Annotated in this window: 14 protein-coding genes; 4 read left to right on the plus strand and 10 right to left on the minus strand. The window is 66.6% G+C overall.

Features of this window, described 5'->3' with window-relative positions:
* Window positions 1-402: 402 nt before the first annotated feature.
* The gene (locus tag WFK98_RS03640) at window positions 403-657 is read right to left on the minus strand and encodes a DUF1344 domain-containing protein (protein WP_266339782.1); all 255 of its coding nucleotides are present in this window, start codon (window positions 655-657) and stop codon (window positions 403-405) included.
* 566 nt (window positions 658-1,223) lie between these two features.
* Window positions 1,224-1,499 (minus strand): DUF1344 domain-containing protein, encoded by a 276-nt coding sequence (locus WFK98_RS03645; RefSeq protein WP_266339783.1) that lies wholly within the window; start codon window positions 1,497-1,499, stop codon window positions 1,224-1,226.
* A gap of 421 nt (window positions 1,500-1,920) precedes the next feature.
* Here WFK98_RS03645 and aroC point away from each other — a divergent pair, with 421 nt between their 5' ends.
* The 3 genes from aroC to WFK98_RS03660 all read left to right on the plus strand — a co-directional run bounded on the left by aroC (window position 1,921) and on the right by WFK98_RS03660 (window position 3,994).
* A complete protein-coding gene (gene aroC, locus WFK98_RS03650; RefSeq protein ID WP_266339784.1) occupies window positions 1,921-3,006 on the plus strand; it encodes a chorismate synthase in 1,086 nt (361 codons plus the stop codon).
* A 21-nt stretch (window positions 3,007-3,027) separates the two neighbouring features.
* Window positions 3,028-3,315, plus strand: a complete 288-nt coding sequence (locus WFK98_RS03655; protein WP_336799308.1) for a putative quinol monooxygenase — start codon at window positions 3,028-3,030, stop codon at window positions 3,313-3,315.
* Window positions 3,316-3,421: 106 nt separating this feature from the next.
* Complete coding sequence (locus WFK98_RS03660) at window positions 3,422-3,994, plus strand: NADPH-dependent FMN reductase (protein WP_336799309.1); 573 nt, start codon at window positions 3,422-3,424, stop codon at window positions 3,992-3,994.
* 247 nt (window positions 3,995-4,241) lie between these two features.
* Here the strand turns inward: WFK98_RS03660 and WFK98_RS03665 are convergent, their stop codons facing one another.
* The 8 genes from WFK98_RS03665 to dxs all read right to left on the minus strand — a co-directional run bounded on the left by WFK98_RS03665 (window position 4,242) and on the right by dxs (window position 12,134).
* Window positions 4,242-5,510: a class I SAM-dependent RNA methyltransferase gene (locus WFK98_RS03665; RefSeq protein ID WP_336799310.1), complete on the minus strand. Its 1,269-nt coding sequence runs from the start codon at window positions 5,508-5,510 to the stop codon at window positions 4,242-4,244.
* Complete coding sequence (locus tag WFK98_RS03670) at window positions 5,503-6,258, minus strand: TlyA family RNA methyltransferase (RefSeq protein WP_336799311.1); 756 nt, start codon at window positions 6,256-6,258, stop codon at window positions 5,503-5,505. Before WFK98_RS03670 ends, WFK98_RS03665 begins: the two co-directional genes overlap by 8 nt.
* Window positions 6,259-6,328: 70 nt before the next feature.
* Complete coding sequence (locus WFK98_RS03675; protein WP_336799312.1) at window positions 6,329-7,057, minus strand: class I SAM-dependent methyltransferase; 729 nt, start codon at window positions 7,055-7,057, stop codon at window positions 6,329-6,331.
* A 77-nt stretch (window positions 7,058-7,134) separates the two neighbouring features.
* Entirely contained in the window at window positions 7,135-8,124 is a 990-nt protein-coding gene (gene dmeF, locus WFK98_RS03680; protein WP_336799313.1) for a CDF family Co(II)/Ni(II) efflux transporter DmeF, read from the minus strand.
* A gap of 50 nt (window positions 8,125-8,174) precedes the next feature.
* Window positions 8,175-8,444 carry a metal-sensing transcriptional repressor gene (locus tag WFK98_RS03685; protein ID WP_266339791.1) on the minus strand — a complete coding sequence of 90 codons (270 nt, stop codon included), beginning with the start codon at window positions 8,442-8,444 and terminating at the stop codon, window positions 8,175-8,177.
* 559 nt (window positions 8,445-9,003) lie between these two features.
* A complete protein-coding gene (locus tag WFK98_RS03690) occupies window positions 9,004-9,624 on the minus strand; it encodes an SCO family protein (protein ID WP_277614311.1) in 621 nt (206 codons plus the stop codon).
* Window positions 9,621-10,124: a copper chaperone PCu(A)C gene (locus WFK98_RS03695; RefSeq protein WP_336799314.1), complete on the minus strand. Its 504-nt coding sequence runs from the start codon at window positions 10,122-10,124 to the stop codon at window positions 9,621-9,623. The genes WFK98_RS03690 and WFK98_RS03695 overlap by 4 nt, the downstream gene beginning before the upstream one ends.
* An 87-nt stretch (window positions 10,125-10,211) precedes the next feature.
* Complete coding sequence (gene dxs, locus WFK98_RS03700) at window positions 10,212-12,134, minus strand: 1-deoxy-D-xylulose-5-phosphate synthase (RefSeq protein ID WP_336799315.1); 1,923 nt, start codon at window positions 12,132-12,134, stop codon at window positions 10,212-10,214.
* A gap of 157 nt (window positions 12,135-12,291) precedes the next feature.
* Here dxs and WFK98_RS03705 point away from each other — a divergent pair, with 157 nt between their 5' ends.
* Window positions 12,292-12,591, plus strand: a complete 300-nt coding sequence (locus WFK98_RS03705; protein WP_266339795.1) for a Dabb family protein — start codon at window positions 12,292-12,294, stop codon at window positions 12,589-12,591.

The raw sequence follows: 12,591 nt of genomic DNA on the forward strand, positions 1-12,591 counted from the left end.
TAGCGATGCTTATTGTTATCAAGGCTCATCAATTTCGATCTGGCAGCAAGGACAGTGGTGCGCCGGCTTGGGAATCGTCGCCAGGCCCAGCCAATCTGACAGCATAAAATTGTGTTGCTGATTGTTGCTTAAGCTTCTGATCTGGAAATCGCGAAAGCAAGTCCGGGCAGGGGAACTCGTCCGGGCGCTATGCCCCGGAGGGGCTGCTGCGATCTGGCGCGGTGGCGCCGCGAGTCGGGCCATGTCGGCTGGCCGGCCGGCGGGCGGGTATCCCGCGGCAGGGCGGGTGGGAGCGGTCGCGCGGGAAGAACGACGCAAAAAAGAAAACGACGTCCGGAGGGGGCGGACGTCGTTTTCGGGAGGTCAGGTATGTCCGGTCGAGATGGAGCCGGTTGCTGGCGCTTAGTTGGCCGGGTTCGGGTTGAACGCGCCGAGACCCTGCGCGCCGTTGTGGCTCACGCCGACCGTCTGGCCCGGCAGGATGCCGTAGAGCTGAGCGCCATTGGCGAAGTTGAAGGTCTGGCCGTCCTGCAGCGTCAGCGTGCCGCTCTTGGTGTTGACGCTGACAACCGTGCCTTCGGTCTGCTCGGCTGCGATGGCAGCGGCGCCAGAGGCGAGGAAAGCAACGGAAGCAGCTGCAATGATAAGACTACGCATCTTTTTTCTCCTGGTCGAATGGGGAATTCGACACCTTCTCGGTGGCGGCCCGAACCATGGGGCTGGTTCGCTTCACTCCGTCTCCGGTGAGCTGAATTTGGTAAGCCGGGCTAATGAATGCAAGTCGCAGATTTGTGATCTTGCCGCCGATTTAGCCTCTGGAATTCTAAAATTCGGTCAAGCTGATCGCAATATGGGCATTTTTTACGACAAGATGGCCATAAATGAGAACGGATTTCTGTTTGGTAGGTGGATTGTTCACCAAGCTTCATTTGCCGTTCAATAAATTGTGATGCTTATCGTAGTCGAAGCTCACCAAAACACTGCGGTGGGATGGCGGCCGGATGGCGCCCGGGCGGCGACTCACGTCAGCAGGCTGATGTCATCGGTTATAAAATGACGCCCTTATCACTTGGCGGGCCTCGATCTCGGACGCGTGGTTGTCGCCGCGCCGCCTGGAGGGCTTTCGCCGAACGCCAGGCATCGGCGAATCGTGCTCCGGAAACGACAACGGCGCCCGGAGGGGTACCGGGCGCCGTTTTCAGAGAGCAGCGACTACGGGGAGGTCAGTAGTTTCCGTATTCGCCGTCACTCTCCGGGTGGGGATCGAAAGCGGTGATCCCCTGGTTCTGGCCGGTGTAGGTCACACCGACGTTCTGTCCGGGCAGAATGCCGTAGAGCACCGCCGGGTTGGTGAAGGTAAATGTCTGCCCCGATTGCAGCGTCAATGTGCCGTTGGCGACGTTGACGCTCGTGACCGACCCTTCGACTTCTTCGGCGGCGTAGGCGGCGCCCGAGGCAAGGAGTGCGACGGACGCTGCGAAGAGAGCGAGATGGCGCATGATGAGGTCTCCAGTTCCTACCTTGTCAGGCCAGGGTCTGATGACTGTCCCCGAAGGAAAATCTCCGCCCGTCCCTGGTCATATCGGAAGATGGATGCGCCTCATCCGAACTCAATTCACAAGGAGTTCACTTGATTCTGCGCGTCGCCGGCGTGGTAGCCGGCTTTGCTGGCGTGTCTGGCTTCTGCCCTCGTTTCCGTTGGAGATGGCGGCTGGCTTCGCCATTCTCTGGGTCCGATCACGGTTTCGTGAAAGTCGCTTTTGCTGATAATAGCAAAGCTTACGATCAGTGCAAGTGATTGTGTCCCATGCTCATTCCCCATGCACCGTTCGCGCTTCCCGTCCGTCGCGTGAAGCTGGCGTTTGACGGGAGGCCGCCGGCTTTCTAGAACCGGGGCCAATCTTCGGGAGCGGTTCGCCCATGTCGCACAATACCTTCGGCCATCTGTTTCGCGTCACGACCTGGGGCGAGAGCCACGGCCCCGCCCTCGGCGCGGTCGTCGACGGCTGTCCGCCGCGCATCGCCATCTCGGAAGCCGAGATCCAGGCCTGGCTCGACAAGCGCAAGCCGGGCACCTCGCGCTTCACCACCCAGCGCCGCGAGCCCGACGAGGTGCGCATCCTTTCCGGCGTCATGCCGCAGGAAGATGGCACGCTGTTGACCACCGGCACGCCGATCGCGCTCGAGATCCAGAACGTCGACCAGCGTTCCAAGGACTATGGCGACATCAAGGACCGTTACCGGCCGGGCCATGCCGATCTCACCTACGACATCAAATACGGCATCCGCGACTACCGCGGCGGCGGCCGCTCCTCGGCCCGCGAGACGGCGGCGCGCGTCGCCGCCGGCGCGATAGCCCGCAAGGTTGTGCCGGGAATGAGCGTGCGCGGCGCGCTCGTCCAGATCGGCCCGCACAAGATCGACCGGTCGCGCTGGAACTGGAACGAGGTCGACCAGAACCCGTTCTTCTGCCCCGACGCCGAGACGGCGAAGGTGTGGGAGGAATATCTCGACGGCATCCGCAAGGCCGGCTCCTCGGTCGGCGCGGTGATCGAGGTGATCGCCGAGGGCGTTCCGGCGGGCCTCGGCGCGCCGGTCTATGCCAAGCTCGACCAGGATATCGCCAGCCTGCTGATGTCGATCAACGCCGTGAAGGGCGTCGAGATCGGCGAGGGCTTCGATGCCGCGGCGCTGACCGGCGAGGAGAACGCCGACGAGATGCGCATGGGCAATGACGGCAAGCCGCTGTTCCTGTCGAATCATGCCGGCGGCATCCTCGGCGGCATCTCGACCGGCCAGCCGATCGTCGCCCGCTTCGCCGTCAAGCCGACCTCGTCGATCCTGACGACGCGCCGCTCGATCACGGCGAAGGGCGAGGAAGTCGATGTCATGACCAAGGGCCGGCATGACCCCTGCGTCGGCATCCGCGCCGTGCCGATCGGCGAGGCGATGGTCGCCTGCGCCGTCGCCGACCACTACCTGCGCCATCGCGGCCAGAACGGCTGATCGGTCGCGGAGGAGACGGACATGAGCGTCGTGCGGGTCGGTGAATTCAGGGCGGCAGAGGGCAGGGCGGATGCGCTGGCGGATTTCCTCGCCTCGATCCGGCCGATCATCCTCGGCTCCGAAGGCGCGGTCTCCTGCGAGATACTTCGCGATCGGACGGACCCGGGCCGTTTCCTGGTGATCGAGCACTGGCAGACCACCGAGGCGCACCAGGCCTCGGTGAAGAACATCCCGCCCGAGATGTTCAAGACGGCGATGGCGCTGTTCGCCGAGCCGCCCAAGGGCAGCTATTTCGACGGCCTCGCCTGAGCGGCGGGGGAGCTGAAACGGTTGACGGACCGTTCACTGCACGGCGTTCTGATAAGCCCTATATATGATCTTATAGGCTTATTTGACCTGCACAGGACGTTTCGTTTTGCTCAAGCTTCAAACCATTGTCGCGTCGACCCGCCCGGGCCGCGCCGGTCTCTCGATCGGCAACTGGTTCCACGACGTTGCCGCGGCGCGCAAGGATTTCCAGGCCGGCCTGATCGACTTGAAGGCGGTCAACCTGCCGCTGTTCGACGAACCGCATCACCCGCGCATGCGCCAGTATGTGCACCAGCACACCAAGGACTGGAGCGCGACGATCGACGCGGCCGACGCCTTCGTCATCGTGATGCCGGAGTACAATCACGGCTTCACCGCCTCGATTAAGAACGCGCTCGACTATCTCTCGCATGAATGGGCCGACAAGCCGGTCGGCTTTGTCAGCTATGGCGGCGTCTCGGCCGGCACCCGCGCGGTGCAGCTTCTGAAGCCGGTCACCAGCGCGCTCGGCCTGGTCGCGGCCGGCGAGGTCAACATCCCGTTCTTCGCGCAGTACCGCAAGGACGACGCCTTCGCGCCGCCGGAGAGCTTCACCGATTCCGCCAACCTGATGCTGGACCGCATCGCCAAGGTTGGCGCCACGCTGAAGGCGGGCCGCAAGGAACTGGTCGCCGCCTGAGCGGCGGAGCCTTTGGACGAATGAAAATGGCGGCCGATGGCCGCCATTTTTGTGTCAGGCTGTTCTTCACCTCTCCCTGAGGGAGAGGTCGGAGCGAAGCTCCGGGTGAGGGTTTAGGGAACCTCCGGATGAGGCTCTGGGGACGGAGGTTGGCCGGCAGCGCCGTAAATCCTCACCCGCCGGCCTGCGGCCGTCGACCTCTCCCTCAGGGAGAGGTGAAGGCCAGGCCTCGCCCGCCCCAAAAAACTTAGCTCAGCTTGACCCGCCGGGTCGTGCTTCCCTTGCGGGCGAGCTCGAAGGTGGCGACCACCTCGATATGGCCGGACCACAGGAACTGGTCGACCGGCGTGACGCGGGTCAGCCTGTAGCCGCCGTCGATCAGGATGCGGGCGTCGCGCGCCAGCGTCGCGGCGTTGCAGGAGACGCCGACGATGCGCGGCACCGCGGATTTCGCCAGCATCTCGGCCTGCGCCTTGGCGCCCGCCCGCGGCGGGTCGAACACGACGGCCTGGAACGGCTTCAGCTCCGGCGGCGCCATCGGGTTCAGGAACAGGTCGCGCCGGCGCATCGTCACGGCCTTGATGTTCTTGGAGAAGCGCATCGAGCGGTCGAGCGCCTGCAGCAGCCTGGCCTCGCCCTCGACGGCGAGCACGGGGAAGCGCCGCGCCAGCTTGAGCGTGAAGGTGCCGATGCCGGAGAAGAGATCGAGCACCGGCCCGGACTTGCCTACCGCCGCGTCGACGAGATCCGCCATACTCTTTTCCGAAGGCGCCGTCGCCTGCAGGAAGCCGCCGGGGCTCGGATAGAGCACGATCGGATCGTTGCGGAGTTCGGGCACGCGGCTCATGACGATTTCCGCGCCATCGACCGTCAGCCGGCAGATCGAGCCGTCCGTCGCGGCGCGGCCGAGCGCCTCATAGTCGGCACGGCCAGGCTTGCGGGCGCCTTCGAGTGAAACGTCGAGGCCCGTATCGGTCGAGACGACGGTCATGCGGGCGCGCTTGCCCTGGTCGACGAGGCGGTTGGCCAGCGCCGCCAGCTTGTCGCGCCGGTTCTCGATCTCCGGCACCAGCAGCGGGCATTCCTCGATCGCCAGCACGTCGTGGCTGTCGCGCTTGTTGAAGCCGAGCACCAAGGCCTTGTCGTCGCGCGCGAGCGTGAAGACGGCGCGGCGGCGCGTATGCGGAGCGACCGGCACGATCGGGTCGACCTCGGTCTCGATGCCGCGCTGGGCGAAGGCGTGGACGACGAGCTCACGCTTCCAGGCCTGGTATCTCTCCGGCGCCCAGTGCTGCAGCGCGCATCCGCCGCAGACGGTGAAATGCTTGCAAGCCGGGTCGATGCGGTCGGGGCTAGGCCGGACGATCGAGACCAGATGACCGCGTTCGCCCGCGATCTCGGCGGTGACGACTTCGCCCGGCAGAGTGAAGGGTACGAACACCTTCTGGCCCGAAGCGGTCTCGGCGATGCCGTCGCCCTCATGGCCGAGGGAAGTGATGGTGAGGGTCTCAGCCATGGGCTTTGTCTTTCCTAACGCCGAGCAGGAATTCGTGATTGCCGTCGCCGCCGGCGATCGGGGAGGGGATGAGGCCATCGACGGTCCATCCCGGCTCCGTGGCGATCCAGTCGACGATGCGCTGGACGGCGGCCTCGCCTTCCAGCGGATCGCGAACCAGGCCGCTCTTGCCGATGCCGTCCTTGCCGACCTCGAACTGCGGCTTGACCAGCAGGATCGCCCAGCTGCCGGGCTCGGCCAGTTCGAGAGCCGGCGGCAGAGCGAGCCGGAGCGAAATGAACGACACGTCGCAGACGATGGCGTCGAACGGCTCGCCGATATCCTCTTCGGTCAGATCGCGGACATTGAGGCCCTCGCGCATGGTGACGCGCGAGCGGCCGGCGACGCGCGGATGCAACTGGCCATGCCCGACATCGAGCGCGTGGACATGGCGCACGCCGCGTTCGAGCAGCACCTCCGTAAAGCCGCCCGTCGAGGCGCCGAGATCGAGCGTCGTCCGGTCGGTCGGATCATAGCCGAAATGGTCGAGTCCGGCGACGAGCTTCAGCGCGGCGCGCGAGACATAGCGCTGCGCCGGGTCGTCGATCTCGAGCGTGGCGTTGGGGCGGATCGTGGCGGCGGGCTTGGTGATGAGCACGCCGTCGACGCGGACATGGCCGCGCAGGACGGCGTCGCGCGCCTTGGCGCGCGAGGCGACAAGCCCGCGGGCCAGCAGGACCATATCGAGGCGGTGTGTGGTGTCGTTCATGCGGCGAGTGATGGCGCGCGCGACGCCCGAGCGCAAGCGCTATCGGGCCGCAGGCGGGCGAGGACGGGGCTTATCGGTGCGCGGCGATCAGCATCATCATCGGCCGATCGCGCTCCTCGGCGAGCGAAGGCTCCGCCGCGATTTCGGCGTCGGTCGGTCCCCACTCCTCGAAATGGGTGATGGTGAAGCCCTGCCGGATCATCGCGTTCAACTGGGTGCCGATGGTGCGGTGATGCTTGATGACGCCCTTGGCGAGCCAGTCGGTCGTGCGCGGACCCTCGGCGCTGTAGCGATCGATCGGCCAGGTGCGGCGGCCTTCGGCATCGATCCCCCAGCCGGGATTCGTCGGCGCCATGTAGATCGGGTGCTCGATCGAGAAGACGAGCCTGCCGCCGGGGACGAGCGCCTTGTGGATCGCCGCCAGCAGCCTCGGCAGGTCCTCGATGTAATGCAGCGTCAGCGAGCTGTAGACGAAATCGAAGGCCGCCTCCGGCAATTCCAGCGTCTCGAGATCGGCGCGCTCGTAGCGGATCGCCGGGTCGGCGGTCATCGAGCCGGCGCGGGCCAGCATCGCTTCCGACACGTCGAGGCCGAGCACCGAGGCCGCGCCCTGTTCGCGGGCATGGCGGCAGAACCAGCCATAGCCGCAGCCGAGATCGACGACGCGCAGGCCCGCGAGGTCGGGCAGGAGCGCGCGGATGGCCGGCCATTCGGCGGCGCCGGCGAGGCCTTCGACGGAGCGGCGCAACTGGCTGTAGCCTTCGAAGAAGGCCGGATTGTCGTAGATGTTCTGCGTCATGCGCTCGTTCTCCATCCGGGCGGTGGCCGGATGGCGTCGTCTAGCATGAAATGCCAGGCAACGCGCCCGCGAGCGGCTCAGCCGGGCCGGGCGCGCTCGACCTCGACCGTCACATGCGACAGGCGGCCGAGATTGGACAGCCGGTGTCGATAGGTTTCGGGCGAAGCCGGATTGGCCGAGACGAGGCTGATCACTGCAGCGTTGTGGCCCGGGCCGACGCGCCAGAGATGCAGGTCGGTGACGCGGCTGCCGTCCCGCTCGATCGTGGCGCGCATGGCGGCGGCGAGCTTCGGGTCGGGAACCGTGTCGACGAGGATGCGGCCGCTGTCGCGCATCAGCTGGATCGACCAGCTGGCGATCAGCACGGCGCCGAGGATGCCGACGGCGGGATCGAGCCAGACCCAGTCGAGGAGCTGTCCGGCCAGCAGCGCCGCGATGGCGAGCACGGAGGTCGCGGCGTCGGCGACGACATGCAGATAGGCGGCGCGCAGATTGTGGTCGCGCGCCGCGCCATGGGCGTGGTGATGATGATGATCGTGGTCGTCGTGATCGCCATGGTCATGGTCATGGTCATGGTCATGGGCGTGTGGCGCATGGCTATGGCCGTGCGCGTCGCTCTCATGCAGCAGCGCGGCGCTGACGAGATTGACGGCGAGGCCGATGACGGCGACGGCGATCGCCGGGCGGAAACTGATCTCGACCGGCGAGGTCAGCCGCCAGGCCGCGTCGACGGCGATCAGCAAGGCGATCATGCCGAGAATGACGGCGCTGGCGAAGGCGGCGAGATCGCCGACCTTGCCGGTGCCGAAGGTGAAGGCCGGATCGTGCGCGTGGCGGCGGGCGAAGCGATAGGCGAGCGCCGCGACCAGCAGCGCCCCGGCATGGGTCGACATGTGGAAGCCATCGGCGAGCAGCGCCATCGAGCCATAGGCGTAGCCCGCGACGATCTCTGCCACCATGGTGAGGGCCGTGATGGCGACGACGATCATCGTCCGGCGCTGGTTGCGGTCATGCGACGCGCCGAGAAAGACGTGGTCGTGCCCGCCGAGGCTTTGCGTTGCGTTCATGATGGCTGCTCCTGCCGGCGATCGGTCCGGGCGCGCCGGAACGGCCGGTCTCAAAGATATTTGCTGACTTCCTTGATCTCGGAGACGAGCGCGCGCGCCTCGTCCGCCGGCAGGGCGCTGGCGGCGGCGCCGAGATGCTCGTCGATGTGGTGATGGATCAGCGTGCGCTTGGTGCTCTCGATCGCCTTGATCACCGCCTGCATCTGCTGGGCGATCAGCAGGCAGTCGCGGCCTTCCTCGACCATGGTGATGACACTGGCGAGATGGCCGGAGGCGCGGCGCAGCCGCTGCATGATTTCGGGGTTCTGGGCGTGGCTCATGTCAATATCCTATCCTGGGGGAGGGGATATGGGAAGCGGGGAATGGAAGGATGCCTTGCGAGGGTGGGCGGGGGGCAAAGGGCGTGTGGGGTGGGTACGGACGATGTTTCAGTATGCGGGCTCTAAACCCTCCGCACCCCCGGCCGTCATCCCTGCTTTCGCAGGGATGACGGCCGGGGGTGTTGGGTGGGCAGCGTCTGATCCGGCTGCAAACACATCGAACAGAGGGCGCCGTTGGCGCGGCTCCGGCCGCCGGTCCGCGCGCGCCGAGGCGGCAGCGCCGCCCCGGTTGAACTCGGGCAAGGATGCGTATCGAGGCCCCCCGCACCACAGGCCGTCAGCCCTGCGAAAGCAGGGATCCATGCCGCCTCAGGCCCGCAGCATGGCGTCGCGACTCGCGCGGCCGGCAACCCGGCCAGTGGATCCCTGCTTTCGCAGGGATGACGGCGAGCGTGTTGGGCGGACAACGCCTGATCCGGCCGCAGCGAGAATTGGCGTCGGCGCGCAGGATTGGCGCCGGCGCAGGGTGGCCTATCGCCACCGTCGCCACACGGCGGTATCAGCCGGCGACGAGACGCTTCAGCTTGGCCATGATCGTTTCGTCCTTCTCGTGGTAGTCCACGGTGCCGACGAAATTGGCGTTGGAATCGAGCAGGTATACCGAGGCCGAGTGGTCCATCGTGTAATCCTCGCCGTCGCCGACCTTCTTCGAATAGACCTTGTAGGCCTTCAGGATGCCGTCGATCTGCGGCCGGCTGCCGGTGAGCCCGATGATCCGCGGATCGAAGGCCTGGAGATAGTTGTTCATCTGCTCCGGCGTGTCGCGCTCCGGGTCGACGGTGACGAAATAGACCTTGAGCTTGTCGCCGTCGGGACCGAGCTGCTTCAGCCACTGCGTCGCCTGGAACAGGGTGGTCGGGCAGACATCGGGGCAGAAGGTGAAGCCGAAGAACACGGCCGAGGGGTGGCCCTTCAGCGCCGCCTCGGTGACGGGCTGGCCCTTCTGGTCGACGACCGAGAATGGTCCGCCGATCGCGCTCAGCTGCAGGCCGGGACCCGTCTTCGGCATGAAGGCGAAGCCGGCGATGGCGATGACGGCCACGGCGACCAGGCCCCACAGGACGTAGCGGATGGTCCGCAGCGTGTTGCGGTTGCCGCCCTTCTTGCTCGCATCGGTCATTGCGCGGCGTCCCCGGAATGCATGTCGTGCATCGAATGGTCCTTCGCCGGGCCGGCGGCGCCGATCGGCGAGATGGTCAGCGTGACCTCGACCGCGCCGGCCTTGGCGAAGGTCAGCGTCAGCGGCACGGTCTCGCCCTGGACGAAAGGCGTCTTCGGGCGGATGAACATGACGTGGTAGCCGCCGGGCTCCAGCGTCAGGGAGCCGCCGGCCGGGATCTCGACACCCTCGCTGGCCTGACGCATCGTCATGACGCCGTCTTCGGTCTTCATCAGATGAAGCTCGGTCTTCTCGGCGACCGGCGAAGCGACCGAGACGAGCGTGTCGGCCTCGGCGCCGGTGTTCTTCACCGTCAGGTAGCCGCCGCCGACGCGGGCGCCGGGCGGAGTCGCGCGCGCCCACGCCTCGCGGATGACCAGGGGACCGGCGGTCACGTCGGCGAGCGCCGGAGCGGCCAGCGAGGCGGCGAGAAGGAGGGAGAGGGCGATGCGCTTGATCATGGCGCAGAGATAGCCCCGCACCGCAAAGTTTGAAAGCGCGGCGGACTGCCGCGCGCACCGGTCGATCGGGCGGGCGACGGGGCCGGCTCAGGCCAGCCGGATCGCCGCCGCCTCGTCGCCGCGGCCGAGCGCCTCGAACACGGTGGCGACGATGCCGCGCGCGTCGAGGCCGCTGGAAGCAATCATTGCCTCGGGCTTGTCGTGGTCGATGAACTCGTCCGGCATCACCAGCGTGCGGATGCGCAGTCCGCGATCGAAGGCGCCGGCGCCGGCCAGGAAGGCCAGCACCTGGCCGCCGAAGCCGCCGGTGGCGCCTTCCTCGACCGTGATCACGACTTCGTGATTGCGCGCCAGGTCAAGCACGAGGCGCGTATCGAGCGGCTTCGCGAATCGCGCATCGGCGACCGTGGTCGACAGGCCGTAGGTGTCGAGCTCCTCCGCCGCCTTCATGGCGTCCTTCAGGCGGGTGCCGAAGGAGAGGATCGCCAGCTTGGAACCCTGTCGGACGATGCGCCCCCTGCCGATCGGCAGGACCTCGCCGCGTTCCGGCATGTCGATGCCGACGCCTTCGCCGCGCGGATAGCGGAAGGAGGAGGGCGCGTCGTCGATGGCGACCGAAGTCGCGATCATGTGCACCAGCTCTGCCTCGTCGGACGGCGCCATGACGATCATGCTGGGGAGCGCCGTCAGGAAACCGGTGTCGAACGAGCCGGCATGGGTCGCGCCGTCGGCGCCGACGAAGCCGGCGCGGTCGATCGCGAAGCGGACCGGCAGCTTCTGAATCGCCACGTCATGAACGATCTGGTCATAGCCGCGCTGCAGGAAGGTCGAATAGATCGCGCAGAACGGCTTGTAGCCCTCGGTGGCGAGGCCGGCGGCGAAGGTGACGGCGTGTTGCTCGGCGATGCCGACGTCGAAGGTGCGGGTCGGGAAGGCCTGGCCGAACAGGTCGAGGCCGGTGCCGGACGGCATCGCCGCCGTGACGGCGACGATCTTGTCGTCGGCCTCGGCCTCCTTGACCAGCGCCTCGGCGAAGACGCGCGTGTAGCTCGGGGCGTTCGGCGTCGCCTTGGCCTGCTTGCCGGTGATGACGTCGAAGCGGTTGACGCCGTGATACTTGTCGGCGGCCGCCTCGGCCGGGGCGTATCCCTTGCCCTTCTGCGTCACGACATGCAGCAGGATGGGGCCTTCCGGCGCATCGCGCAGATTGCGCAGCACGGGCAGCAGGTGGTCGAGATTGTGGCCGTCGATCGGGCCGACATAATAAAAGCCGAGTTCCTCGAACAGCGTGCCGCCGGTGAAGAAGCCGCGGGCATATTCCTCGGTCTGTTTCGCCTTCTCGTGGAAGAAGCGCGGCAGCTTGCGGGCAAGCTGCTTCGCCGCCTCCCGGAACGAGCGATAGGCGCGACCGGAGACGAGGCGCGCCAGATAGGCCGACATGGCGCCGACGGGCGGCGCGATCGACATGTCGTTGTCGTTCAGGATGACGATCAGCCGCGAGCGCTGCGCGCCGGCATTGTTCATCGCCTCGTAGGCCATGCCGGCCGACATGGCGCCGTCGCCGATCACGCACACGACGGCGTTGTCGCCCTCGGAAAGGTCGCGCGCCACCGCCATGCCGAGGCCGGCCGAAATCGACGTCGACGAATGCGCCGCGCCGAACGGGTCGTATTCGCTCTCGGAGCGCTTGGTGAAGCCGGAAAGGCCGCCCGGCTGGCGCAGCGTGCGGATGCGGTCGCGGCGGCCGGTCAGGATCTTGTGCGGATAGGCCTGGTGGCCGACGTCCCAGATGATCCGGTCGGCCGGCGTGTCGAACACGTAGTGCAGCGCCACCGTCAGCTCGACGACGCCAAGGCCGGCGCCGAGATGGCCGCCGGTGATCGAGACGGCGTCGATGGTTTCGGCGCGCAGTTCCGCCGCCAGCTGCGCGAGCGCGCTCTCCGGCAACTTGCGGAGGTCGGCGGGCGTTGCGACGGTATCGAGAAGGGGCGTATCGAGCTTGCCGGTCATCTATCGAGCGTGACTGTTACATGAACGGGGCACGGTTACACGACGCAGCCGCGAGTGGCAACGCGCGCGGCCAGTCAAAGGCGCGGCCAAATCCCGCGTGGTTGCGCGCGGGTCCGTGGCCGTTACTGTGGCCGCATCACGCATTCGAGGGAACAGCATGATCCGGCACACCGTCGTCTTCCGGTTGAAGCACGCGAAAGATTCCGAAGCAGAGCAGGGCTTTCTGGCCGAGGCGCTGGTGCTTGCGGAGATCCCCGGCGTCGAGCGATTCGAGCAGCTTCGCCAGGTCAGCCGCAAGAACGATTATGATTTCGGCTTCTCGATGGAGTTTGCCGACGAAGCGGCCTATGCCGGCTACAACGACCACCCGGTCCATGTCGCCTTCGTCAGGGACCGCTGGATTCCCGAGGTGGAGTCGTTCCTCGAGATCGACTATGTCCCTCTGACGGGCGCCTGA

Source organism: Kaistia sp. MMO-174 (assembly GCF_037147815.1).
Taxonomy (GTDB): domain Bacteria; phylum Pseudomonadota; class Alphaproteobacteria; order Rhizobiales; family Kaistiaceae; genus Kaistia; species Kaistia nematophila.